Here is a 23565-nt window from a genome sequence, read left to right on the forward strand (position 1 = left end):
GTCCGGCGCCCTGCGACCATGCGAGGATCGATGCCATGAACGGCAACGGGGCCCCGCAGCGGGTGGGGGATGTGACCACGGTGTCCACGGCTTCGTCGGCTTCGTCGGCTTCTTCGGTTTCTTCGGCCGGGTCGGCTTCTTCGGCTTCCACGAGGACCAAGCTGGAGCGTGGCCGCAGCGCACTCGGCCCGGCGCTGGAGCTGGTCCACACCGGCCGCGCCCCGACCCGGGCCGTCCTCACGGCCGAGCTCGGGGTCACCCGCGCGACCGCCGGGGCGGTCGCCGCCGAGCTGGAGGCGCTCGGGCTGATCCGCGTCGACTCCCGCCCCGGCGGCGCGGGCGGCACCCAGGGCCGCCCCTCGCACCGCCTCTCGGTCGACGAGAACGGCCCCGTGGCACTGGCCGCGCAGGTGCACGCCGACGGGTTCCGGGCCGCGCTGGTCGGTCTCGGAGGCCGCATCGTGGCCACCGCCCCCGGCAAACTCACCGTCTCCGCCGACCCGGCACAGGTGCTCGGCGCGGTGGTGGAGGCCGGAGCCGCCCTGCTCGCGGAGACCGGCCGGCGCTGCATCGGCGCGGGGCTCGCGGTCCCCTCCGCGGTCGCCGAGCCGGAAGGTACGGCGCTGAACCCGCTGCACCTGGCCTGGCCGCCCGGTGCCCCCGTACGGGCCGTCTTCGCGGAGTGCGTGAAGGCGGCCGGCATCGACGGCCCGGCCCTGACCGGGAACGACGTCAACCTCGCTGCCCTCGCCGAGCACCGGCACGGCGCCGGGCGCAGCGCGCAGCACCTGCTGTGCGTGGCCACCGGGCACCGCGGGGTCGGCGGGGCGCTGGTGCTGGACGGCCGCCTGCACAGCGGGAGCTCGGGCCTGGCCCTGGAGGTCGGCCACCTCACGGTGAATCCCGAGGGACGGCCCTGCCACTGCGGCAGCCGCGGCTGCCTGGACGTGGAGGCGGACCCGCTGGCCTTCCTGACGGCGGCGGGGCGCACGCCGGGTCCCGAGGTGTCGCTGCTCCAGCAGGCCCGCGACCTGCTGAGCGCGGAGTACGCGGAGCCGGCGGTACGGGCGGCCGCCGAGGAGCTCATCGACCGGCTCGGGCTCGGCCTCGCGGGCCTGGTGAACATCCTGAACCCGGACCGGATCATCCTGGGCGGGCTGCACCGGGAGCTGCTGCACGCCGACCCGGAACGGCTGCGCGCGGTGGTCGCGGACCGTAGCCTCTGGGGGCGCAGCGGAGGCGTGCCGATCCTGCCCTGCACCCTGGACCACAACAGCCTGGTCGGCGCGGCGGAGCTGGCGTGGCAGCCGGTGCTCGACGACCCGTTGGGGGCGTTGGGGGCCGCGGCCTAGGGGCGCCGTGAGGCCCCGGGGTCGGACCAGCACGGTTTGGGCCCGGCCCGGCCCGGTCCGGCTCGATCCGGCTCGGTTGAGCCCGGCCCGGCCCGGTCCGGCTCGATCCGGCTCGGTTGAGCCCGTCCCGGCCCGGCCCGGCTCGGTCAGGCCACCGGGGCGGGGCTGCCGCCGGCCGTGCGCTACCCGGGCCTGACGCCGACCGGCGCCGGTACCGACAGGCCTGTCGACACGGCCACCGGGTCCACGGCGACGATCGTGGTCCGGGCGGGTTCCCGTACGGGCTTGGTCCGGAGCCGTACCGGATGCGCCGGAGCCGTCGGCGCGGGGGCCGCCGTGAGCGAGAACCACACCACCTTGCCCGGACCGTCCGGCTGGTGCCGGGCGCCCCAGGCCTCGCTGACCGCCTCCACGAGGGCGAGCCCGCGCCCGCAGGTCTCCAGTGAGTCCGCCTCTCCCGCCCGGAGCACCGGGAGCCGCGGATCGCTGTCGATGACCGAGACCGTGAGCCGCCCGAGGCGGTATTCGATCTCGACGGTGCAGGTCTTGTCCGGTTGCGCGTGGCGGTGGACGTTGCTCAGCAGTTCCGTCACGCCGAGCGCGGCCCGGTCGATGAGCGGATCGAGCTGCCAGTGGCGCAACTGCGCAGAAACGATTCTGCGAATCTGGCCTATGCGCGACGGCAGCGCCTGCAGTTCGACGACGCAGTGCCTGCGGGAATGACTGATCACGGCTGCGACTCCCCGACATGAGTGTTACGGGTGCTGCACCCTCGGTAATGCTCCACCAGGGTCACCCACGGTGCTCCACAGTGCAACCGAACGCGACCGAAAGCGATTCGCATGGAACCCCAAAGTGACTGTTTGTGCAGGTGAGGGAGGTACATTGCGAAAGCAGGGGGTTAATACACGCACGAAGGAGCACGGCGCATGAGCACCACCGGCACCAGCGGTACGACTGCCGCCACCATCGACGTCGACCGCAGCGACGCGGACTACCGCGCCTGGCTGAAGGAGGCCGTCCGCAAGGTCCAGGCGGACGCCAACCGCTCCGCGGACACCCACCTGCTGCGCTTCCCGCTCCCCGAGGCCTGGGGCATCGACCTCTACCTCAAGGACGAGTCCACGCACCCGACGGGCTCCCTCAAGCACCGCCTCGCCCGCTCGCTGTTCCTCTACGCCCTCTGCAACGGCTGGATCCGCCCCGGCCGTCCGGTCATCGAGGCCTCGTCCGGCTCCACCGCCGTCTCCGAGGCGTACTTCGCCAAGCTGATCGGCGTGCCGTTCATCGCCGTCATGCCGCGTACGACCAGCCCGGAGAAGTGCCGCCTCATCGAATTCCACGGCGGCGAGTGCCACTTCGTGGACGACTCGATGAAGATGTACGAGGCGTCGGCGGAGTTGGCCGCGCGTACCGGCGGCCACTACATGGACCAGTTCACGTACGCGGAGCGGGCCACCGACTGGCGCGGCAACAACAACATCGCGGAATCGATGTACCAGCAGCTGCGGCTGGAACGTTTCCCCGAGCCCGCCTGGATCGTGGCCACCGCCGGCACCGGCGGCACCTCCGCGACCATCGCGCGCTACGTGCACTACATGCAGCACGACACCCGCATCTGTGTCCCGGACCCGGAGAACTCCTGTTTCTTCGACGGCTGGACCCGCAACGACCCGGACGCGAGCAGCGATTGCGGCTCGCGCATCGAGGGCATCGGCCGGCCGCGCATGGAGCCGAGCTTCGTTCCGGGTGCAATAGACCGGATGATGAAGGTCCCGGACGCGGCGAGCGTCGCCGCCTGCCGCGCGCTGGAGGCGGCCCTGGGACGCAAGGCGGGCGGCTCGACCGGCACCGGTCTGTGGAGCGCGCTGAAGATCATCTCGGAGATGGTGGCCGAGGGCCGTACGGGCAGTGTCGTCACCCTGCTGTGCGACCCGGGCGACCGCTACCTGGACAAGTACTACTCCGACGCGTGGCTGGCCGCGCAGGGGCTCGACATCGCCCCGTACACGCAGACGATCGAGGCACTGCTGACCACGGGCGTCTGGCGCGAGCCCGCGGCCTGACCGTACCGTGCCCCGCCGCGGGTGAAGTCCCCGTGTTCGGCCGGGAGTCGGCCGGCTCCGTCGTGCGGGCCCGTGAGCCGGCGGCGAACCGGGGGAAGCCCTGACGGGGGCCGATCACGTGGTGCGCGCCGCGATGGCGCCGTCCGAGGTGCGGCCGGACGGCGGCCGGGTGCGGGGATCTGGTCGCCAGGCATCCGGCGCTCCGACGGGGCGGGCGGGCGGCGGGCCCGGGCGGGTGCGGGGAACACGAGGCGGATCGGGAGCGGGGTGCGGGCGTCGCCGTCGGCGTGTACGAGCCGCCACCGCTCCGGCGAGGTGAGCGACGTCCCGCCGCGCACCGGATGACGGGACGGGGACTACTGCTCCGCCCCGCGCCGTACGGTGAGGCGACCGTCGAGCGTACGGACCGCCGTGCGGAAGGAGTGGCCCAGGCCCGGGCGGGCAGCGGCGAGGGCCAGTCGGAAGGCGGCGGGCCCGTCCGCGGCGAACGTCCAGCGGACGTGGGTGCCCGAGCCGGCGGGTGTCAGCCGCCACTCCTCCAACAGGGCGCGGACTCCCCGGGCGTTGGTCTCGTCGACCCGGTACGCGTAACGCTGCTCGGGGTCCGCGGCCATGATCGTTTCCTGGAAGCGCACTCCGCCCATCAGCTTGATCTCGCGGCCCGCGCCGCCGTGCGTGGGGCGGGCCAGCGTGACCGCCCTGAACCACCGCGGCCAGCCGTCGACCTCCTCCGCCAGTGCCGCGTACACGGCCTCGGGCGCGGCAGCGGTCTGCGCGGCGAAGACCAGCCGCACCGGCGCGTCGTCGATGAAGTCCAGCCCCACCGGGCGGAGTCGGCGCAGAGCCATGGCGTTACCCCCTGGGGCGGTGTACGGAAGGCGGGTGCGGAAACGAGGCCGGGCGGAACACGAGTGCGGGCGGAACACGAGTGCGGGCGGAACACGAGTGTGGGGGGAACGCGAGTGCGGGCGGACCGCGGGTGTGGGCGGAACACGAGTGTGGCGCGGCGCCACCATAACTGACCGGCAGTCAGATGTCCGCTCCGGCCCCGAAACCCGCGGCGCGGGGGCTGGGCAGGCGGCACGCGGCGCGGGATGCTGGAGCCGCGCCGATCACGCCCCGCGAGCGGAGGCCGCCTTGCCGGAAGCCCCCAGCCCCGAACCCCCCTCGGCTCCCCGACCCTCCCTGGCTCCCCGACCGTCCGTCGCCCCTGAACGGCCGCCGGCCCCTGAACGGCCGCCAACCCCCGAACCGCCGGCTCCCCGACCGCCCCTCGATGCCGAGCGGCCGCCGGCTCCCGCACCGCCGTCTCCCGGCCCGCCGCTGGCCCCAGAACCGCCGCTCGCCCTCGAACTCCTGGTCCACGGCGTCGCCGGCGCCGCCCCCGCCGAGCTGCTCGGCGACCCCCGCACCGTGCGCGTCACCGGCGACTCCACCGCGGCCGTCTTCCGTCGCACCGAGGACGCCGACGCCGAGGCCCACCCCGAGCACTACCGGGGGCGGCCCGTCCCCGAGGCCTACTGCTGGTCCCGGCTCACCTCCGGCAACGGCGCCCGCGCGCTGTGGCTGCTGCTCCTGCCCTTCATGGTGGCCAACCTCGCCCACTGGGCCCGCCCGGCCACGCCCGCCGCCGACCCAGCGCCGCGCACGGTGCGCACGTACGGGGTGCTCGTACGGATCCTCGCGCTCAGCCTGACCGTGCTGCTGATCGCGGCCGCCTGCGAGGTCGCGCTCGACCTGGTCGCCTGGCAGTGCGCGGGCTCCGGCAGCTGCACCGGCTCCCGCTCCTGGCTCCGCTTCCTCGCGCCCGGCGGCGGCTGGTGGGCACGGCCCGGGAGGCGGCTCGCCCTCGCGGCCCTGGTCCCCGCCGCGCTGACCGGGCTGCTCTGGTTCCTGTCGAACCGCACCTGGAGCGCCTACGAGTCCCACCCGCCGCCCGCCGGCGCCGCCGACCCGGACACCGCGTCGGACACCGCGCCCGCGCTCGGCCGCCCCGGATTCTGGTACGGGCGACGGCTCGTGGCCCGGCTGCGCGCCGCGCACACCGCCGCCGGGCTGCTCACCGTGGCCGCGGCCGTCGCCGCACCCACCGCTCGCCACGACCGCGGGGCCGGTTCCGCCGTACTCGAAGTCCTGGGCTGGGCTGCCCAGTCGCTGCTCGTCGCCGGGGGACTCACCGTGGCCTGGGTCGTCTGCCGGCGCGGCCGCACCGAGGCACGGGCAGACCACCGGCTCGACCGGGCCGCCGTCACCCTGCTGCCCGGCGCCGCCCTCGCGCTCCTCGCCGCCGTCCTCCTGTACGCCTGCTGGCCGCGGCCCGGCTGGACCTCCGCCGGGCGGCTCCCCGGGGACTTCGCGTTCGGGGTCCTGATGCTGGGCCAGGGCGTGTGCGTGCTCGCCCTCACCGGCGTCGCCGCGTACCTGCACCGCCGGGCCCCCGACCCGGCCGCCGCCCTGCACGGCCTCGGCGGGCCCGCCGTCGCCATGCTCGGCTGCGCGCTCGGCGGGGTGATGTCCGGCGGGGTCGCCCAGCGCGTCGCCGACTGGCTGGACGGGGGAGCCACCCCCGGAATGGCCGGAGCGCCGCTGCCCGGGCCGCCCGTACTGCTGTCATGGCAGGCTGCCGTGCTGCCCCCGCTCCTCCTCGTACTGGCCCTGCTCGCCGCCTGGTTCGCGGGGCGCGGAGCCCGGGCCCGGCGCCGGCTCGCCGTGACGGTCGGCGCCGAGTACCCGGGAGAGACGCCGGACGGGGCCCGCAGTCGCCGGATCGCCGGGGCCCGGGCCGCCGCCGCGCTCACCGACTCCGCCCCGTGGTTCGTGGGGGCCGTTTCCGGGATCACCCTGCTGCTCGGTGCGGGCGCGCTAGCCGGAGCCTGGCTCAGCGGCCGGGTTCCGGGTGAGGCGGCACGCGGGACCGGGCCGCTGCTGGAAGGCGCCGCGCGCGCCGCTCAGGACGCCGGGTCCTGGCTCATCGGCTTCGGCTTCGTCCTCTTCGTCACCTGGGGCCGCCGCGCCTACCGGGACCCCGCCGCCCGCCGCACCATCGGCATCCTGTGGGACGTGGGCACCTTCTGGCCGCGCGCCGCCCACCCGTTCGCGCCGCCCTGCTACGCCGAGCGCGCCGTCCCCGACCTGACCTGGCGGATGACCGGCTGGACCGGCCGCACCGGCGGCCGCCTGGTGATCTCCGGCCACTCCCAGGGCAGCGTGCTCGCCGCGGCTGCCGTCTGGCAGCTGCCGCCGCCCGTCCGCCGCCGGGTCGCCCTGCTCACGTACGGCTCCCCGCTCGGCCGCCTCTACGGCCGCTGGTTCCCCGCCTACTTCGGCCGCGTCCCGCTCACCGCGCTGCACCGGGACGTCGACTGCTGGCGCAACCTGTGGCGGGCCACCGACCCCATCGGCGGCCCGGTCCTGCCCGGCACGCGGGAAGGCGTGGACCGCGGCCCGCTGGCCGACCCGCTCGCCTACGGCCGCAGCGCCCGCCACCCGCTGCCCGCGCCGATCCTCGGCCACTCCGACTACCAGGCCGATCCGGCCTTCGCCGCCGAACGCGCCGCCCTGCTCGCGCGCCTGGACGCGGCGGCAGGGGCCTGGGAGCCCCGCCCTGGGGGTCCCCCCGGACGGAGTCCGGGGGAGGTAGCCGGGGGAGTACCGGGTCAGCGCCTCAGCAAGGTGCGGGCTGTCCCGGCAGATCCGCCGGGAACAGCAGGGTGAGTTCGTCCTTGCTCGGCTCCGAGAGCTGGGCCACCCGCCCCGCGTGCCGCTCCACCATCGACTCGAAGGTTTGGCGCGCGGTGCGGCCGTTGCCGAAGGCCGGTCCCTTGGGCAGCTCCGTGAAGTACGTCAGCAGCGCCTCGGCCGTGCCCTCTCCGAGCCGGTACTCGTGCTCCTCCGCCTGCTGTTCCACGATCCGCAGCAGTTCCCCGGGCCCGTAGTCGCCGAAGGTGATGGTCCGGGAGAACCGTGAGGCCACACCCGGGTTCACGGTGAGGAAACGGTCCATCTCCGCCGTGTACCCGGCGACGATCACCACCACCGCCTCGCGGTGGTCCTCCATCAGCTTGACCAGGGTGTCGATCGCCTCGCGGCCGAAGTCCCGGCCCGAGTCCTCCGGCGCCAGCGCGTACGCCTCGTCGATGAACAGCACCCCGCCGCGCGCCCGGTCGAAGGCCTCCTGGGTGCGGATCGCGGTGGACCCGATGTGCTCGCCGACCAGGTCCACGCGGGACACCTCGACGAGGTGTCCGCGCTCCAGCACCCCGAGGGAGGCGAGGATCTCCCCGTACAGCCGGGCGACCGTGGTCTTGCCCGTGCCGGGGGAGCCGGTGAAGACCAGGTGCCGGCGCACCGACGCGGCCTTGAGGCCCGCCCGTTGCCGCCGCCGGCCCACCTCGATCATGTCGGTGAGCGCACGTACCTCACGCTTGACGCTGTCGAGGCCGACCAGCGCGTCGAGCTGGCCGAGTACCTCACCCGAGCCCCGGGCTGCCGCGGGTGCCGTAGTGGTCGCCGTCGCCGTCGCCGTCGCCGTCGCCGCCGTCGCCCCGCCGTCCGGCGGGCCGGCGGGCCGCGCCGGCGGTACCTCCGCCGCCCGGAGTACGGGGCTCTGCCCGGCGGCGATCGTACGGATCCCCGCGTGCGCCCCGGCGAACGCGCCCGAGGCCCCCTGGGCCGCCGCCCTGACGGCTGGCCCGTCGCCGGTGCAGTCCTCGGCGACCGGCCCGTCCTCCGGGAACTCGTAACCCCCGCGCGCACAGCGCTCGGTGTGACAGCGCGCCAGGGTGGTGCGGCAGCCGTCGAGGACGTGGAAGCCGAAGCCGGAACTGCCCGTCACGCGGCAGGCCGTGAAGGTGCCGCGGCCGCCCGCCGACACGTAGAACCCCGCCTCGGCGGGGGAGGTGACCGTGCACCGCTCCAGGGTGGGGTCGGCGCCCTTCGTGACGATCACGCCGGTCTGCACGGCGTCGATGGTGCAGTTGGCGAGGGTGCCCCCGCTGCCGTGGTCGCGGAACCAGGCACCGGTGGCCGCCTCGCGGATCCGGCAGTCGTCGAGCTGCGCTGTGGCCCCGTCGCTCACCGACACCGCGGTGTTGCGCACCTGGGACAGGTCGCTGTCGACCACGTCGACGCGCGAACCCCGGTCCAGGACGAACAGGGCGTCCGGCACGTCGTGTACCCGGCAGGAGTCGAGCGAGACGGCGGCCCCGTCACTGATCCACACCGCCGGATAGTCGCCGGTGCTCTCGTGGATCTCGCAGGAATCGGCGTCGACCCTGGTCCCCGGGTCCCACACCGACAGCCCGTTGCGCCCGAAGCGGCGCACCGTGGTGCGGCTGAGCGTGAGCACCGAACGGGACCGCAGGTCGACCGCGTTCTCCGGGATGTCGTGGATGTCGCAGCCGGCCAGGGTGAGTACCGCGTCGGTGTCGAGGGTGACCCCGTCGGCCGTGGTGCGGTGCACCGCGCAGTCCGTGAGCCGGGCCGTGGCGCGGGCCGCGATCTGCACGCCTGTGCCCTTGATCTCGTACACCTCGCAGCCAAGCGCCTCCAGGCCCGAACCCTCGCCCGTGACCCCGATGCCCGCGCCCGTGGCGTGGTGGATCCGGCAGCGCTCCAGCCGGGGGCGGCCGCCGCCGCGCACCGAGATCCCGGTCTGCCCGGCGGCGACGACCTCGCACTCCTCGAACACCCCGCCGCCGCCGTCCAGTACGGCGATCCCGACCCCGGTCGGATTCTCCACCGTGCACCGCCGCACCAGGGGCCGGGCCCCGGTGCCGCGTACCTCGATGCCGGCCGCGGACCGCGTGCTCACCCGCAGATCGGTGAGCTCGGGAGCGCCTTCCTCCACGAGCAGTGCGGGAGCGGCCCGGTCCTGGCCCTCCAGGTGCAGGTCCTGGACCACGGCCGAGGCGCGCACGGTCAGCGCGACCCCGTCGAGCGGGGCGATCCGCACCGACCCCAGGCCGCCCTCCGGCCCGCGCAGGGTGACGGCATGGTGCAGCACCAGGTTCTCCCGGTAGGTGCCGGGAGAGATGGACAGCACGTCCCCGTCGCCCGCGACGGCCAGAGCCGCCGCCAGCGTCGGGTACTCACCGGAGCGGCGCCGCCATCGCGAAGCCCCGCCGTGCGTCACCTGGACCGTGCCCTGAGCCATGGTGCTGTCGTGCCCCCACCCTCTTACTCGCCGCGCCGCATGTGCGGACGGTCTGGTCTGGCCGGTCCACCGTAGCGCGCGCGGGGCCGGTGAGTTGCCAGGTCAACTGCCCGCGCCCGCCCGGCCCCAGTCCGGCCCGGCCGCCGCCCACGCGCGGTCCAGCCGTATGTACCGCCGATGCATGAGCCGCCGTACGACCAGCCGGCGGACCGTCTCGACCAGTACGGCCGCCGCCATCGCCGCGGCCAGGCCCGCCACCCCCGCGTGGACGGCGGCCGAGGACGGGTCGAGCGGCTGCCCCACCAGCCTGCCGTGCGCATCGGTCCATATCCGGAACCGCTCGCCGGGGCGCGGCGGTTCCTCCGCCGCCGGCACCGTGCCCTCGTGACTGCTGCCGTCGGGAGCGGTCCACGAGGCCACGATCTGCGTACGGTGCGGGGCCGTCTGCTGCGGGGAGGGATCGGCCGACGCGTCCGCCGCCGGTTCCCGGGCCGGCCGGACCACCACCGCCGGAACGAGATGCCGCTCCTGCCGCTGTTCCCGCGCGGCCCGCTGCAGCGTCCCGTCCACCTGCACACCCGCGACCCAGCCGATGGCCGGAGCCACCAGCAGGACGCACACCAGCGCGGCGAACGCCACCCACGCCTCGAAGAGATCGGTCGGCCGGCGCAGCGGATTGCGCCGCCAACGCCACACACCCATTGCTGTCCACACGGTCCGGCACCCCCTTCGCCTCCGTCTGCCTGCGCGTCCAAGCCTTCCGCATGCCCCGAAGACGCGCATTCCGGGACGCGCGGGACCTGTGTCACCCGATCCGGTGCCGGTCCCCGGCGCTGGTCATGCGCCGGTGCCCGTGCCGAATCCCCCGGGTCTTCACCTGTCCTGACTGCTCCAACGGCGTGGTCGCACCGGTTGGTTCCAGCCCGGGGGCGGAGCCCCCCGAAGGTGTCATTCCGGCGGCCTTCCACGGCCGCACGACTGGTCATTCGTGACGGTCATGGGTGACGGTCGTTAGCGACAGGCCGTCTGCGGCAGGCCGTTCGCGAGAGCTCTTCCGCGACCGGTCTCTCGCGACGAGTCGTTCCTGCCGGGGCGTTCGCGACGCGTCATTCCAGGATCCGGACCTCGTCACCGACGCGCACCGTCCCCAGCCGCACCGGCACCAGCTGCCGCCCGAACGCCAGCGACTTCCCGATCCGCCGGTGCACGGCCAGGGTCTTCAGCGGCTCCTTGCCACGTTCCGCCGTCCCCTGGTCGGTGGTCGTGACGATGCACCGTCCGCACTCCCGGACCCCGCGGAAGACGGCATCGCCGATCGCGACGCGCTGCCAGCCGTCCTCCGCCCAGGCCTCCGCCCCGGCGACCACCACATTGGGGCGGAACCGGTTCATCGGCAGCGGGCCCTCCTGCGGATGATCCCCCTGCGCGATCAGCGCGTTGAGCGCGTCCAGCGAGGCCAGGGTCGTGATCAGCAACGGATACGCGTCGGCTAGGCTGACCGTTTCGCCCGGCAGGGCGTAGTCCGGATCCACGGGCCGTCGTACGGCCGGATCGTCCAGGTGCACCAGCCGTGCCGGCACCCCGAGGTACGTGCTGAACCAGTCGGCCGCGGCGCTCGCCGCGACGACGGTCTCGACCTTCTTCCCGAACAGCACGACCGGCTCCAGCGTCCCCGGTCCGGGTACCTCCACGACCAGTTCCGTCATGCCGGGCGCCGACACCGCGATCCGGCCGCCGTCCGCCGGACGGGCCGTGGCCAAGGCCAGCCGCGGCTGCTGACGTTGGGTGATGACGGTTCCCCCGGAGTCGACCAGCGCCCACCGCCGGTCCCCGGACAGCCCCCAGGGCTCCACGGCCACCTCGTCGGGAGCGGTCCCCGCTACTGATTTGACGGGATGGACGTGAAGCGCCTGGACATGCAAGTTCGACATGGGGGCATCCTGCCAGCCGCCCCCTCCACCGCCCCAGCGGATTGACGCTCCTCCGTCAGTAGCCGCGCCCCTGGTACGGGCGGCCGTACGGGTCTTCGTACGAGGCGGCCGGCACCGGCGCGGGCGCCTGCATCGGACGCGGCGCGGCCGGGCGCATGGCCTCGTACCCGGTGGCCGCGGCGACCGGACGGGGCTGCTGCGGCTGGGGCTGCGGCATGTATCCCGCGCGGGCGGCCATCGGCTGCTGCTGCGGGATGTAGGGGGCGGGAGCGTGCTGAAGCGGCATCGGCTGCGGTGTGCCCTGCTGCTGGTACGGGTAGCCGTACGCCGGGGACTGCTGCTGCGGCATCGCCGGCGGCAGCGCCGGCAGCGAGGACGCGAGGGCCGGCAGGTACCCACCGCTCGAATACCCGGCGCTCGGGGAGTCGTAGGCGGCAGGGACGCGGATCGGGGCGATCTGCGGAGTGCCGCGTTCGGCGACGAGGGAGTCGTAGATGGGGGTGTCCGGGAAGGAGGGCGCGGAGTAGTAACCGCCGCCATAAGTGGAGCGGGGGGAGGTCATGGGACCTAAGTTAAGCCCACGACTTCACGGGGTCCATAGCGAGGTGCTCCGAACACCGCCCTGACCTGCATATTCGCAGGTCAGGGCCACAGCTTTCAATTGGCGTTCACGTGCACGATTCGCCACTTCCACCCCATCTTGTTCCCACTCGTACTCACCGGTTGTGCAGTGCACCGACTTGGTGCTGACGCAGCGTCACAAGCCGGTGACCTCGGATGACACTGTTTCGGGCAGTAGTTCGCCGTTTCAGGCGTCGCTGGGCCGGGCATAGGTACGGCCCTTCCATGCCGCGCCGCGCCCCCGGTAGTGCTGGACGGCTGAGTCGACGGTCATCAGGAGGTACAGCAGTGCGGTGAACGGAAGCAGCGGTGCGAGGGCGGCGGGCTGCCCGTAGTGGCGGAGCATCGGCAGGTAGGTGCCGGCCATCAGCAGCCAGGCCAGGCCACCGGCCCACGCGATCGCCGGGTGCCCGGTCGCGAGCCCCGCGAGGAGGGCGGCCGGGGGCACGAGGTAGACGAGCGCCAGGCCCGCGACCGTCCCGGCGAGCAGGAGGGGCTGGTGGCGCAGTTGGGCGTAGGCGCTGCGCGAGACCATCCGCCACAGGTCGCCGAGCGCGGGGTAGGGGCGCACACTGTCGACGCGCTCCGCCAGTCCGAGCCAGATCCGGCCGCCGGAGCGCTGGACCGCGCGGGCGAGCGAGACGTCGTCGATGACGGCCTGGCGGATGACGTCGGGGACGCCGGCCCGCACGGCTGTGTCGGTGCGCAGCAAGACGCAGCCGCCGGCGGCCGCCGCGGTGCGGGCGGTGGGGCGGTTGATCCAGCGGAACGGGTAGAGCTGGGCGAAGAAGTACACGAAGGCGGGTACGACGAGCCGCTCCCAGAGGCCGACGACGCGGAGCCGGGCCATCTGGGAGACGAGGTCGAGGTCGGCGGAGGTCGCGGCGGAGACCAGCTCGCGGAGGCTGTCGGGCTCGTGCGCGATGTCGGCGTCGGTGAGGAGGAGGTAGTCGGGCTCGGTGGCGTGCGCGGTGCGGGCCAGCGCGATGCCGTGGCGCAGGGCCCAGAGCTTGCCGGTCCAGCCGGGGGCGGGGTCGCCGGGCGAGGTGACGGTGAGCGGGAGCCCGGGATGTTCACGGGCGAGGCGCTGGGCGAGGGCGCCGGTCCCGTCGGTGCTGCCGTCGTCGACCAGGACGACCTCGGCTTCGCCGGGATAGTCCTGGGCGATGAGGGAGGGCAGGCTGCGGGGCAGCACCTCGGCCTCGTCCCGCGCCGGGACGACGATCGCGACGGAAGGCCAGCGGGCGGGGGCGGTGCGCGGGGGGAGGCGGACGTCGGTACGCCAGAACATGCCCTGGGCGAGGGTGAGCCAGAGCCAGGCGGCAAGGGAGGCGTAGGCCGCGCAGGCGGCGGTGAGGAGGCCCATGGCGGCAGTGTGCCGGGCCGCGCGGGGCGTGTCGCGCATCCCGCCCACACCGGGTGCGGCGGGGCCTCGGCGGCCGGGCCGTGGTCGGTGTGCCGGGCCGCGCGAGCCTCGGCTTGCCCGGGGGTGCGGTGGGCCTCGGCGGCCGGGCCGTGGTCGGTGTGCCGGGCCGCGCGAGCCTCGACCTACCCGGGGGTGCGGTGGGCCTCGGCGGCCGGGCCGTGGTCGCCGGGGGTTTCCCACGGGTGCCTTGCGGAGCACCGGGGTGCGGCGGGGGCGCGGGACGGCCGGCCGCGGTCGGGCTGCCGGCGGTCCACCACGGCGCGGGCGGTGGGCAGGGGCGCGGCGGGGCGGGCCGGGAGGGTGTCGGGGGTCGGGGGAGGGGGTCCGGAGGGGGTGTCGACTAAGGTGGGCGGGTGAAGATCGCGCTCATGGACTCCGGAATCGGCCTCCTCGCGGCGGCCGCGGCGGTGCGGCGGCTGCGGCCGGACGCGGATCTGGTCGTGTCCAACGACCCCGACGGGATGCCCTGGGGACCGCGGACCCCCGCCGACCTCACCGGGCGGGCCCTCGACGTCGCCCGGGCCGCCGCCGCGCACCGCCCCGACGCGCTGATCGTGGCCTGCAACACCGCCTCCGTGCACAGCCTGCCCACCCTGCGGGCCGAGCTGGAACCGGGCATTCCGGTCATCGGGACCGTACCGGCGATCAAGCCCGCCGCGGCCGCCGGCGGGCGCGTGGCGATCTGGGCCACCCCCGCCACCACCGGTAGCCCCTACCAGCGCGGACTGATCAGCGAGTTCGCCACCGGTGTCCGCGTCACCGAGGTGCCCTGTCCCGGGCTCGCCGACGCCGTGGAGGCCGCCGACGAAGCCGCCGTGACGGCCGCCGTCGCCGCGGCCGCCGCCCTGACGCCGGCCGACGTCACCGACGTCGTGCTCGGCTGCACGCACTACGAGCTGGTCGAGGCCGCGATCCGGGCCGCCTTGACCGCCCGGACGCGGGGCGCGGAGCTGGTCTTCCACGGTTCCGCCGAGGCCGTCGCCGTCCAGGCGCTGCGGCGGATCGGTACCCGCCCCGAGCCGGCCCTGCCCGTTACCGGCAGCCTGACCGTCCTGCGCAGCGGGCGCCTCGGGACCCTTCCGGCCGCCGCACTCGGGTACGCCGAGGGGCGGCTGCTCGCGGCCCAGGGCGCGGCCGTCGGCTGACCCTCAGCCGGGCCCGGCCGACGCCAGCCGCCGGGCCAGCCCGCGCAGATCGTCCGCGCCCAGGACCCGGTCCCCGAACCCGGGCAGCGGTACGTGCAGCGCGGTCGTCCAGTGCTCCGGGATCGCCCGTTCCCCGTAGCGGGCCCCGGCAAGGGCTCCGGTCACCGCGGCCACCGTGTCGGTGTCCCCGCCCAGGTCCACGGCGGCCCGTACCGCCTCCGCGAATCCGCCCGTCGTCCGGAGCGCCCACACCGCCGAGCCCAGGCAGGGCCACACCGCCCCGTTGAACTCGGTCGCCAGGCCGGGGTGCCACGCGGGGTCCAGTACACGTCCGTACCGCTCGCGGTGGTCCGGGTGGACCGCGGCGAGCGTCGCGGGCAGGGCGGCCAGCGGGTCGGCGCCGTCCAGGGCCACGCGCACCAGCTCGTGCAGAACGGCGGTGCCCTCCCAGGCGGCCCGGTCGCCGTGCGTCAGCGCCGCGATCCGCCGGGCGGCGTCCATGGTCCCGTCGCGTCCGGCTCCCGCGAAATAGACCGCCGAGGTGGCCGCGCGCATCAGCGAACCGTTGCCCGCCGCCCGGGCGTTGAGCTGGAAGTGCAGGGCGGCCGCGAGGTCCCAGGGCTCGCCGTTCGTCAGTACGTCCTCAGTCTGGAGGCCGATGTCCTTGGGCCGGCCGGCCGCCCACCGCTGGAACCGTCCGAAGACGTCCGGGAGTTCGAGACCCCTGCACTCCAGCAGGGACTCGCCGACCAGGACCGCCATCTGCGTGTCGTCCGTCGCCTCGCCCGGATCCCACCCGCCGCCGCCCCGCATCTCCTCGCCGCGCGTGCCGAGTTGCCCCGGCGGCCCGAACTCGTACGGCGCGCCCAGCGCGTCGCCCGCCGCCGAGCCGAGTACGGCGCCCACGGCCCGGTCGAGCCGGGAGGTCACCGCGCCTCCCGGGCGCATACGGAGGCCAGCAGGCCACGGGTGAAGAGGTCGAGGTCGTCCAGGCCGGCCGCGGCCAGTGTGTCCGGAGTGCCGGCCAGCAGGTGGGGGATAGTGCCGTGCAGGGCGAGGGTGAGCGCGCGAGCCTGCTCGGGCGCCGCCGGCAGTCCCGCAGCGCGCAGCAGGTACGCGTACGACGCGAAGTCCGAAGCCGCGATCGGGTCCAGCAGTGTGGCCAGCCAGGGCCGCCGGGTCGCCTCGGTCTGCAGCTCCAGATAGGCCAGGACGCGCGGCCGCCCCGGACCGGCCACATCCCGCAGCAGCCCCGCCAGCAGCGCCGCGAGTTCCCGTGCGTCGGCCGGTCCGGGGCCGGCCCCCGCCAGGGCGGCGGCCATCGCCCGGTACTGCTCCAGGCAGCGTTCGGCCACGGCCCGCAGCAGCGCGTCGCGGGTCGGGAAGTAGTTCTTGGCCGTGCCCGTGGGCACGGCGGCGGCCGCGTCGACGGCCCGGTGTGTCAGCCCGCGCCCGCCCGCCTCGGCCAGTACGGCGATCGCCGCGTCCCGCAGCCGGTCCCTCCGGTCCTGATTCACGTTGCCAGCATAACCACGGCCGTGGTACCACAGATGTAGTACCACGGCTGTGGTGATCGCCCGGTCGTGAGGTGGGCGGGAAGGGGTTGGTTGGCCGTGGCTACAGGGGCAGCGACAGGGGCAAGGGCAGGCGGCACGGGAACGGCCCTCGTGGTCGGGGCGGGCGTCGGCGGCCTCGCCACCGCCATCGGCCTGCGCCGCGCGGGCTGGACGGTGACCGTCCTGGAGCGCCGGGCCGCGCTCGAACGCTACGGAACGGCCTTCGGGATCCACCCCACCGCCCAGACCGCGCTCGACCGGCTGGGCCTCGGCGACGCGCTGCGGGCCCGCGGCGTCCCGTACCGCGACGCCCGGATCCGGCGCCCCGACGGCAAGGTGCTGGCCGCGCTGCCGCTCGAACGGATCGAGCGCAAGGCGGGACGTCCCGAACTGCTCATATCCCGGCCCCACCTGATCGACGCACTGCTCGCCGAACTCGGCCGGCTCGGCGGCGCGGAGATCACCTACGGACGCCGCCTCGCCGACCCGGCCGGTCTCCCGGCCGACCTGATCGTCGGTGCCGACGGGATCAACAGCGTGGTCCGTACTGCATACTTCGGCCGGCGCAGCGGCCCCCGCGAGATCGGCACGGTCGCCTGGATCGGCATCGCCGGATTCGAGACCGGCGTGTACGGCGAGACCTGGGGCGAGGGCCGCTTCTTCGGGATGACCCCCGTCGAGCCCGGCCGCACCAACTGGTACGCCGCCGTCCCCGAAGCCACCAGCGCCGGCGAACTGTGCGACGCCTTCGCCGACTGGCACGACCCCGTCCCGCGCCTCCTGGCGGAGACGGACCCCGCGACCTGGATCCGGTACGAGATGCGCCACCTCCACCCTGCGCTGCCCGCCTTCGTCGCCGGAGGCCGCGGCCCTCGTCGGGGACGCCGCCCACGCCATGACGCCCAACCTCGGCCAGGGCGCCTGCACCGCCCTCCTCGACGCCGAGGCGCTGACCCGCGCCGTAGCCGACGGCGGACCGGCCGGGCTGCCCGCCGCCCTGCGCGCGTACGACGCCGAGCGCCGCCGCAGCGCCCAGCGCGTCGCCTTCGCCTCGCGCAACCTGCACCGCTTCACGACCGGCCGCCGCCCGGCCCTGCGCGACGCGCTCGTCCGCCTGCTCCCGGGCGCCGGCTGAGGCCTGCCTCCGGCCGCTGCCTGCGTGCCGCGCCGCGGCTACGCCCCGGCGAGCCGGCGCTCCAGCTCCTCCCCGGAGACCTCCTCCAGGTGGGTCAGGAAGACCCACAGGTGCCCGGACGGATCCCGCAGGATGGCGGTCCGGTCGCCGTGGAACTGGTCCGTCGGCGCCTGGACCAGCTCCGCGCCGGCCGCCACGGCGGTCCGGGCGAGCGCGTCCACGTCCGGTACGAACACGTGCAGGGCGACCGAGGTCCCGCCCAGGGCCGCAGGTGTGGTGAAGGGGCCTTCGGAGGTGTCGCCCAGCATCAGGACCGCCTCGCCGATCCGTATCTCGGCGTGCAGCACCCCGCCCTCGGGGCGATCGATCCGGAATTCCTCGACGGCGCCGAACGCCCGGACGTAGAAGCTGATCGCGGCGGGCGCGTCGGCCACCATGATGTGCGGCACCACCGCGGTGCGGTAGCGCTCGGGAACAGTGCTCTCAACTGCCTGGTGAGTGGTCATGCCGAGGACCGTAGAACCTCAAGTTTGGTTCAGGTCAAGCGCGGGCAGGCACGTGACGCGTCGAGTCGAGCGCGGGGAGGCCCCGTGTCGCGTCGGGTCGAGCACGGGCAGGCCCCGTGTCGCGTCGAGTCGGCGCTGGGCGAAGCGGGTGAGAGGCGGTGGCGCGCATGCGGAACGTGAGTACGCTGCTACTCATGACGGGTCACCCTCCGGGTCCGCTCTGGACAGGCCGGGCCTCCAACCGCGCGCAGTGGCTGCTCGCAGCCGCCGGTGCCGCCTGTCTGGCGCTCGGCATCGAGCTCGCCGTCGACAACGCCTGGACCTCCGGCATCGTCCCGCTGCTCATGTCCGTGATCGGCTGCCTCGCCGTGGGGCTCCTCATCCTCTACGGCACCCTCGCCTTCGTCCACGTGGCCGTCACCGTCGACTCCGAGGCCCTCGAGGTCCGTTGCGGCCACGTCGGACTGCCACGCCGCAGGATCCGCCTCACCGAGGTGGCGTCCGCCGAGTTCATCCCCCGGATCACCCCCCAGCAGTGGGGCGGCTGGGGCTACCGCTGGCGCCCCGAGAAGGGCACCGCGGTCATCGTCCGGCGCGGCGAGGGGCTGGAGGTGAAGCTCGGCGACGGGAAGCGCTTCACGGTCACCGTCGACGACGCCGAGAACGCCGTCCGGGTCATCCGCACCCACCTCAGGGCCCTCGCCCGCTAACCGCTTACCGGCCTCCGGCGCGTAGGGACGTACACTCCGCCAGATGAGCAGCAGTGTGACCCGCGCGGCCGGGAACGAGCCCGCGCACCCCGCCGCCGGAGCCCGGACCGAAGCCGCGGAGCGCCCCGCCCCCACCCCGAAGCGGAAGGGCGCCGCGTTCGTGCGCGCGGTGCTCGCCGCCGTGGCGGGGGTGCTGCTCTACCTCAGCTTCCCGCCCCGCCCGCTGTGGTGGCTGGCCCCCCTCGCGCTCGCGCTGCTCGTCGGCTGCCTGCACGGCCGCCGCGCCCGGGCCGGCTTCGGCCTCGGATTCCTCGCCGGGCTCGGCTTCCTGCTGCCGCTGCTCGTCTGGACGGGCGAGGAGGTCGGTCCGGGGCCGTGGCTGGCGCTGGCCGCCGTGGAAGCCCTCTTCATCGCTCTCACCGGCCTCGGCATCGCCCTCGTGAGCCGGCTCCCCGCCTGGCCGCTGTTCGCCGCCGCCGTCTGGGTCGCGGGCGAGGCCCTGCGCGCCCGGGCCCCCTTCGGCGGATTCCCCTGGGGCAAGCTCGCCTTCGGCCAGGCCGACGGCGTCTTCACGCCGATCGCCGCCCTCGGCGGCACCCCGGTGCTCTCCTTCGCCGTGGCCCTCTGCGGATTCGGCCTGTACGAAGCCCTGCGCGTCGCCCTCGGCCACCCCCGGCGGGCCACCGCCGCCCTGGCCGCGCTCACCGTCGCCGCCCCCGTCGGCGTCGGCCTCGCCGCCCGGCCCCTCGTCTCAGACGCGGCCCAGGACGGCACCGCCGTGGCCGCCGTCATCCAGGGCAACGTGCCGCGCCTGGGCTTCGACTTCAATGCGCAGCGCCGCCAGGTCCTGGACAACCACGTCAACCGCACGATCCAGCTCGCCGAGGACGTCAAGGCCGGCCGCGCCCCGAAGCCCGACTTCGTCGTCTGGCCGGAGAACTCCTCCGACCTGGACCCGTACTCCCAGCCCGACGCGTACGAGGCCATCGACAGGGCGGTCAAGGCCATCGGCGTGCCCGTCGCCATCGGCGCCGTCGTGGCTCCCGAGACCGGCCCGCTGCGCAACACGATGATCCTCTGGGACCCGGTGGCCGGCCCCACCGCGACCTACGACAAGCGGAAGATCCAGCCCTTCGGCGAGCGCATCCCGATGCGCTCCTTCGTCCGGCTCTTCAGCGCCGACGTGGACCGGGTGCGCCGTGACTTCGGCCCGGGCAAGGACCCCGGCGTCTTCGACATGGCCGGCAGCGGCGTCGGCATGGTCACCTGCTTCGAGGCCGCCTTCGACGACGCCGTCCGCTCCACCGTCCGGGACGGCGCCCAGGTGATCGCCGTGCCCAGCAACAACGCCACTTTCGGCCGGACCCAGATGACCTACCAGCAGCTCGCCATGGACCGGGTCCGGGCGGTCGAGCACAGCCGCACCGTCCTCGTCCCCGTCACCAGCGGCGTGAGCGCGGTGATCCGCCCCGACGGGACGATCGTGCGGCAGACGAAGATGTTCACCGCCGACGCGCTGGTCGCCGAGATCCCGCTGCGCTCCACCCGCACCCCGGCCACCGTCGTGGGGCCGCTGCCCGAGTACGCGCTGCTCGTCCTCACCGCGGGCGGGCTCGGCTGGATCCTGGCCCGCCGGATCCGCGCCCGCGGGCGGTCTGATGCGGGGGCCGCCGCCCCGGCCTCGTAGGGTCGGGGGATGACCACTCCCGATTTCATCCGTGAGATCCGCGCCACCGCCGGGCACCGGCTGCTCCTGCTGCCCGGGGTCACGGCCATCGTCCTCGACGACCGGGGCCGGGTGCTGCTCGGCAGGCGCTCCGACACCGGGCGGTGGTCCGTGGTCGGCGGGATCGCCGAGCCGGGGGAGCAGCCCGCCGAGACCGCCGTGCGCGAGGTGTACGAGGAGACGGCGGTGCGGTGCGTTCCCGAGCGGGTGGTCCTCGTCCAGATGCTGGAGCCGATCACCTACCCCAACGGCGACGTCTGCCAGTTCCAGGACATCACCTTCCGCTGCCGGGCGACGGGCGGCGAGGCCCGGGCGAACGACAGCGAGTCGCTGGAGGTGGCCTGGTTCGAGGTGGACGAGCTGCCCCCGCTGGAGCGCTTCGCCCTGGACCGCATCCACCAGGCCCTGCGCGACGAGCCGACCTGGTTCGAGGCACCCGCCACGGAACTCGCCGCCGAGTTGGCCCCCGTGCCTGCCACGGAGCTCGTGGCCGAGCCCGCCACCGGCCGGGCCGGTCAGTCCGCCGATGCCTGAGACCGGCCTGCGGGCCGAACTGGCCCGCGCCCTGGCCGAGCGCGACGAGGCCCTGCGCGAGATCGCCCGCCTGAGGGCGGAGGTCGACGCGCTGAAGCAGCCGGGCGACGACAGCTCCGAGCGGTGGTCGAAGATCGACTACCTGCTCTTGGAGGGGCGCCGGATCCAGGCCCTGCAGAGGATCCGGGACGAGCACGCCTGCGGGATCCCGCAGGCGCTCGAACTGGTGAACCATCGCCTGCTGCGCCTGCGGGAAGACCGGCCGGACGACTTCGTGGAGGGTGCGCACGAGCTGGAACCGCGCTGAGGATGGCGGAGCGGCGTCAGCCCGCGTCTGCCGCCTCGCGGTAGAGCTCCACCGCCTGGTCGCCCATCACCGCGCTGTACGAGACCTCCGGGACGGTGCCGCCGCCCTCGTGGCCGCCGAGGACTCCGGCCAGCGCCCCGTCCACCAGCCAGGGACTGCCGCTGGTGCCGCCGCTGAGGTCCGGGCAGTCGACGCGGCGCTGGGTGCCCGAGAACAGGGCCGTGGTGTTGGAGCAGCGCAGCGGGGTCTCGTCGGTGCGCGGGTACCCGATGACCGTCACCGTGGCGTCGGCGGGCTGCTCGGCGGCGACCGGGAAGCCGCCCACGAGGTCCTCGACCGCACCGGACCGCCCGTCGTCCACCGGGGCCACCGTCGCGAAGGCGATGTCGTCGTCCGGGTTCTCGCCGTCCGTCCAGCCCGGGGCGACGTGGACACTCGTGACCTTCCACACGCCGTACGGGGCCTCGCCGTCCCGGTAGCCCGGCGCGAAGTAGGTGGTGTCCGGCTCCCCCAGGCAGTGCGCGGCGGTGGCGATCACATCGCGGTCGTCGCTCTGCACCACCGAGGCGGTGCAGAAGTGGCCGCCGTCGAGCCCGCCCGAGAAGAGCGCGCCCACCCGGTCCGCCATGGCGCCGGGCAGGGCCTGCGCGGTGACGCCGAGCGGCGGCCCGGCCGCGGCGTCGGGCACGTCCACGCTGACCAGCGCGGCCATGGCGGCCAGCGCCAGCAGGATCCTGGACGCCCGCCGCGCACGGGTGCGGCGGGCCGGTCGGGGGAGCATCCGCTGGATCATGTTCCGACCCTGCCCGCCGAACCTGTGTCCGGAGGGCGGTGTTCCGTATGAATCCCCTGTGAATCCCGTGAACCCGATGTGAAACCCCACCCACGGCCGGACAAGTTCCACGGACGGGGCGTGGGCGGGAGCCACCGGTCTATGGACGACCCGGACGGTTTCGGGCCCCGCTGTTGTGCACCGCGGAGCGTGATCGTCCGCCCCGGCCGCCCCTAACCTCGCCGCAGGAGCACGAACGAGGGGCGGTACCCGGTGAACTGGCTCATCCACGACTACCGCGAGAGCGATCTCGCGGCGGTCGTCCATCTGATCGACACCACGGCGGAACTCGGCCAGGAGTCCGTCTTCTCGCTCGCCGAGTGCATCAGCGCCCTCACCGACCGGCAGCCCTGCGTGGTCGCCGTCCACCAGGGCGTTCCGATAGGCGCGGCCCTGGCCTGCGTCACCGGTGAGCGCGCCTGGGTGATGCGCATCGCGATCGCCGCGGGCTGGCGCGGCCGGGGCCTGGCCAGCGCCCTGCTCGTCGAGCTGGAGCGGCGCCTCGTCGCCGCCCGCGTCGGCAGGATCGCGTACGTCCTGCCCGAGGAGGATCTGCTCGGCGAGGGCCTCCTCAACGCCGGCTACACGCGGCAGCCGGCGGTCGCCTACTTCGAGAAGACCGAGCCCCTGCACGGGTCGGCAGCCGGTCTCCTCGACGACCTCGGCGGCCGCTTCCTGCCCAGCGACCTGTGGGCCGAGGTCGCCGGCATGGAGAAGGAGAAGGACCTCATCGAGCGGCGCGTGGTGCTGCCGCTCGCCGAGCCGGAGCGGGCAGCCTCGCACGGCGTGCGGCCGCCGCGCGCCATCACCCTGTTCGGCCCGCCCGGCACCGGCAAGACCACCTTCGCCCGGGCCATCGCCTCCCGGCTCGGCTGGCCCTTCGTGGAACTGCTGCCCTCCCGCCTCGCCGACGAGGGCAACCTCGCCGCGGCACTGCGCGACGCCTTCGCCCGGATAGCCGAGCTGGAGCGGGTCCTCGTCTTCATCGACGAGGTCGAGGAGATCGCGCCCGTACGCTCCGAGCCCGCGCAGCCCGGCGGGATCCACGGGGTGACCAACGAGCTGCTCAAGCTGATCCCGGGCTTCCGGGAGGGCGACGAGCGGCTGCTCGTGTGCGCCACCAACTCCATCCGCTCCCTCGACCCGGCCTTCCTGCGGCCCGGGCGCTTCGACTACCTGATCCCGATCGGCACCCCCGACGCCGGGGCGCGCGCCGCGATCTGGTCCCGCTACACGGCGGGGCGCGCGGACGTCGACGTATCGGCCCTGGTCGCGGCGACCGAGCTGTTCACGCCCGCCGACATCGAGCACGCGGCGCGGATCGCGGCGCAGGTGTCCTTCGAACGGGACCTGGAGGCGGTGGGCGCGCGGGGTGCGGCTGCCGCGCAGCTCGGCGCGGGCACGGAGGACTACCTGGCGGCCGTCGCGCAGTGCCGGCCGACGGTGACCCCGGCGATGACGGGGGAGTTCGAGGCGGACATCAGCGCGCACGCGCGGTTCTAGACCCGGTTCCAGACCCTGTCGTCGAAATCCCGCCCGGTGCGCGATGCCCGGCGGCCTCTCC

General features: G+C 74.8%; 19 protein-coding genes and 2 pseudogenes. 10 read left to right on the top strand and 11 right to left on the bottom strand.

What is annotated here, in order from left to right; genetic code table 11:
* Window positions 1-35: 35 nt before the first annotated feature.
* Window positions 36-1352, top strand: a complete 1317-nt coding sequence (locus tag AB0D48_RS19105; RefSeq protein WP_362397719.1) for an ROK family protein — start codon at window positions 36-38, stop codon at window positions 1350-1352.
* A gap of 182 nt (window positions 1353-1534) precedes the next feature.
* On the opposite strand, the gene AB0D48_RS19110 is transcribed toward AB0D48_RS19105, so the two are convergent.
* Complete coding sequence (locus AB0D48_RS19110) at window positions 1535-2083, bottom strand: ATP-binding protein (protein WP_362397722.1); 549 nt, start codon at window positions 2081-2083, stop codon at window positions 1535-1537.
* Window positions 2084-2281: 198 nt separating this feature from the next.
* Between AB0D48_RS19110 and AB0D48_RS19115 the strand changes: the two genes are divergently transcribed.
* On the top strand, window positions 2282-3418 hold the full coding sequence (locus tag AB0D48_RS19115; protein WP_362397724.1) for a PLP-dependent cysteine synthase family protein: 1137 nt from the start codon (window positions 2282-2284) through the stop codon (window positions 3416-3418).
* Between the two features lie 356 nt (window positions 3419-3774).
* Here the strand turns inward: AB0D48_RS19115 and AB0D48_RS19120 are convergent, their stop codons facing one another.
* Entirely contained in the window at window positions 3775-4266 is a 492-nt protein-coding gene (locus tag AB0D48_RS19120) for an SRPBCC family protein (RefSeq protein WP_362397727.1), read from the bottom strand.
* A 475-nt stretch (window positions 4267-4741) separates the two neighbouring features.
* On the opposite strand from AB0D48_RS19120, the gene AB0D48_RS19125 reads away from it, so the two are divergent.
* Window positions 4742-7132, top strand: a complete 2391-nt coding sequence (locus AB0D48_RS19125) for a hypothetical protein (protein WP_362397871.1) — start codon at window positions 4742-4744, stop codon at window positions 7130-7132.
* On the opposite strand, the gene AB0D48_RS19130 is transcribed toward AB0D48_RS19125, so the two are convergent.
* The 5 genes from AB0D48_RS19130 to AB0D48_RS19150 all read right to left on the bottom strand — a co-directional run bounded on the left by AB0D48_RS19130 (window position 7083) and on the right by AB0D48_RS19150 (window position 13490).
* A complete protein-coding gene (locus AB0D48_RS19130) occupies window positions 7083-9572 on the bottom strand; it encodes a right-handed parallel beta-helix repeat-containing protein (protein ID WP_362397730.1) in 2490 nt (829 codons plus the stop codon). The genes AB0D48_RS19125 and AB0D48_RS19130 overlap by 50 nt on opposite strands.
* 102 nt (window positions 9573-9674) lie before the next feature.
* Window positions 9675-10274, bottom strand: coding sequence for a hypothetical protein (locus AB0D48_RS19135; RefSeq protein WP_362397733.1), 600 nt, complete (start codon window positions 10272-10274; stop codon window positions 9675-9677).
* A 404-nt stretch (window positions 10275-10678) separates the two neighbouring features.
* A complete protein-coding gene (locus AB0D48_RS19140) occupies window positions 10679-11503 on the bottom strand; it encodes an MOSC N-terminal beta barrel domain-containing protein (protein ID WP_362397736.1) in 825 nt (274 codons plus the stop codon).
* Window positions 11504-11558: 55 nt separating this feature from the next.
* Window positions 11559-12065 carry a DUF6643 family protein gene (locus tag AB0D48_RS19145; RefSeq protein WP_362397739.1) on the bottom strand — a complete coding sequence of 169 codons (507 nt, stop codon included), beginning with the start codon at window positions 12063-12065 and terminating at the stop codon, window positions 11559-11561.
* A gap of 246 nt (window positions 12066-12311) precedes the next feature.
* Window positions 12312-13490, bottom strand: a complete 1179-nt coding sequence (locus AB0D48_RS19150) for a glycosyltransferase (protein ID WP_362397741.1) — start codon at window positions 13488-13490, stop codon at window positions 12312-12314.
* 413 nt (window positions 13491-13903) lie between these two features.
* Between AB0D48_RS19150 and AB0D48_RS19155 the strand changes: the two genes are divergently transcribed.
* A complete protein-coding gene (locus AB0D48_RS19155) occupies window positions 13904-14695 on the top strand; it encodes an aspartate/glutamate racemase family protein (RefSeq protein WP_362397744.1) in 792 nt (263 codons plus the stop codon).
* A 3-nt stretch (window positions 14696-14698) separates the two neighbouring features.
* Here AB0D48_RS19155 and AB0D48_RS19160 read toward each other — a convergent pair whose 3' ends face one another.
* Together AB0D48_RS19160 and AB0D48_RS19165 are read right to left on the bottom strand one after the other, a co-directional pair.
* The gene (locus tag AB0D48_RS19160) at window positions 14699-15625 is read right to left on the bottom strand and encodes an ADP-ribosylglycohydrolase family protein (RefSeq protein ID WP_362397747.1); all 927 of its coding nucleotides are present in this window, start codon (window positions 15623-15625) and stop codon (window positions 14699-14701) included.
* Window positions 15622-16212: a TetR/AcrR family transcriptional regulator gene (locus AB0D48_RS19165; RefSeq protein WP_362397750.1), complete on the bottom strand. Its 591-nt coding sequence runs from the start codon at window positions 16210-16212 to the stop codon at window positions 15622-15624. The genes AB0D48_RS19160 and AB0D48_RS19165 overlap by 4 nt, the downstream gene beginning before the upstream one ends.
* Before the next feature lie 150 nt (window positions 16213-16362).
* Between AB0D48_RS19165 and AB0D48_RS19170 the strand changes: the two are divergent.
* Window positions 16363-17386 (top strand): annotated as a pseudogene (locus AB0D48_RS19170) (NAD(P)/FAD-dependent oxidoreductase).
* 38 nt (window positions 17387-17424) lie between these two features.
* Here AB0D48_RS19170 and AB0D48_RS19175 read toward each other — a convergent pair.
* On the bottom strand, window positions 17425-17892 hold the full coding sequence (locus tag AB0D48_RS19175) for a VOC family protein (protein ID WP_362397753.1): 468 nt from the start codon (window positions 17890-17892) through the stop codon (window positions 17425-17427).
* A 194-nt stretch (window positions 17893-18086) separates the two neighbouring features.
* Between AB0D48_RS19175 and AB0D48_RS19180 the strand changes: the two genes are divergently transcribed.
* From AB0D48_RS19180 to AB0D48_RS19195, 4 genes and pseudogenes are all read left to right on the top strand, one after another.
* Complete coding sequence (locus AB0D48_RS19180; protein ID WP_362397756.1) at window positions 18087-18602, top strand: hypothetical protein; 516 nt, start codon at window positions 18087-18089, stop codon at window positions 18600-18602.
* Window positions 18603-18645: 43 nt separating this feature from the next.
* A complete protein-coding gene (gene lnt, locus AB0D48_RS19185) occupies window positions 18646-20289 on the top strand; it encodes an apolipoprotein N-acyltransferase (protein WP_362397758.1) in 1644 nt (547 codons plus the stop codon).
* 9 nt (window positions 20290-20298) lie between these two features.
* Window positions 20299-20760 (top strand): annotated as a pseudogene (locus AB0D48_RS19190) (NUDIX domain-containing protein); the annotation flags it as partial.
* 94 nt (window positions 20761-20854) lie between these two features.
* Complete coding sequence (locus AB0D48_RS19195; RefSeq protein ID WP_362397761.1) at window positions 20855-21169, top strand: hypothetical protein; 315 nt, start codon at window positions 20855-20857, stop codon at window positions 21167-21169.
* A gap of 16 nt (window positions 21170-21185) precedes the next feature.
* Here the strand turns inward: AB0D48_RS19195 and AB0D48_RS19200 are convergent, their stop codons facing one another.
* On the bottom strand, window positions 21186-21950 hold the full coding sequence (locus tag AB0D48_RS19200; protein ID WP_362397764.1) for a trypsin-like serine protease: 765 nt from the start codon (window positions 21948-21950) through the stop codon (window positions 21186-21188).
* A gap of 264 nt (window positions 21951-22214) precedes the next feature.
* Between AB0D48_RS19200 and AB0D48_RS19205 the strand changes: the two genes are divergently transcribed.
* The gene (locus AB0D48_RS19205) at window positions 22215-23504 is read left to right on the top strand and encodes a bifunctional GNAT family N-acetyltransferase/ATP-binding protein (protein ID WP_362397767.1); all 1290 of its coding nucleotides are present in this window, start codon (window positions 22215-22217) and stop codon (window positions 23502-23504) included.
* The last annotated feature ends 61 nt before the right edge of the window (window positions 23505-23565 follow it).

The organism is Streptomyces sp. NPDC048269 (genome assembly GCF_040652395.1).
GTDB lineage: Bacteria > Actinomycetota > Actinomycetes > Streptomycetales > Streptomycetaceae > Streptomyces.

Excerpts from the sequence above, each read along its gene's own strand:
- AB0D48_RS19105 (WP_362397719.1), top strand. The coding sequence starts at position 36 with ATGAACGGCAACGGGGCCCCGCAGCGGGTGGGGGATGTGACCACGGTG.
- AB0D48_RS19115 (WP_362397724.1), top strand. The coding sequence starts at position 2,282 with ATGAGCACCACCGGCACCAGCGGTACGACTGCCGCCACCATCGACGTC.
- AB0D48_RS19120 (WP_362397727.1), bottom strand. The coding sequence starts at position 4,266 with ATGGCTCTGCGCCGACTCCGCCCGGTGGGGCTGGACTTCATCGACGAC.
- AB0D48_RS19130 (WP_362397730.1), bottom strand. The coding sequence starts at position 9,572 with ATGGCTCAGGGCACGGTCCAGGTGACGCACGGCGGGGCTTCGCGATGG.
- AB0D48_RS19135 (WP_362397733.1), bottom strand. The coding sequence starts at position 10,274 with ATGGGTGTGTGGCGTTGGCGGCGCAATCCGCTGCGCCGGCCGACCGAT.
- AB0D48_RS19140 (WP_362397736.1), bottom strand. The coding sequence starts at position 11,503 with ATGTCGAACTTGCATGTCCAGGCGCTTCACGTCCATCCCGTCAAATCA.
- AB0D48_RS19145 (WP_362397739.1), bottom strand. The coding sequence starts at position 12,065 with ATGACCTCCCCCCGCTCCACTTATGGCGGCGGTTACTACTCCGCGCCC.
- AB0D48_RS19150 (WP_362397741.1), bottom strand. The coding sequence starts at position 13,490 with ATGGGCCTCCTCACCGCCGCCTGCGCGGCCTACGCCTCCCTTGCCGCC.
- AB0D48_RS19175 (WP_362397753.1), bottom strand. The coding sequence starts at position 17,892 with ATGACCACTCACCAGGCAGTTGAGAGCACTGTTCCCGAGCGCTACCGC.
- AB0D48_RS19180 (WP_362397756.1), top strand. The coding sequence starts at position 18,087 with ATGACGGGTCACCCTCCGGGTCCGCTCTGGACAGGCCGGGCCTCCAAC.
- lnt (WP_362397758.1), top strand. The coding sequence starts at position 18,646 with ATGAGCAGCAGTGTGACCCGCGCGGCCGGGAACGAGCCCGCGCACCCC.
- AB0D48_RS19195 (WP_362397761.1), top strand. The coding sequence starts at position 20,855 with ATGCCTGAGACCGGCCTGCGGGCCGAACTGGCCCGCGCCCTGGCCGAG.
- AB0D48_RS19200 (WP_362397764.1), bottom strand. The coding sequence starts at position 21,950 with ATGCTCCCCCGACCGGCCCGCCGCACCCGTGCGCGGCGGGCGTCCAGG.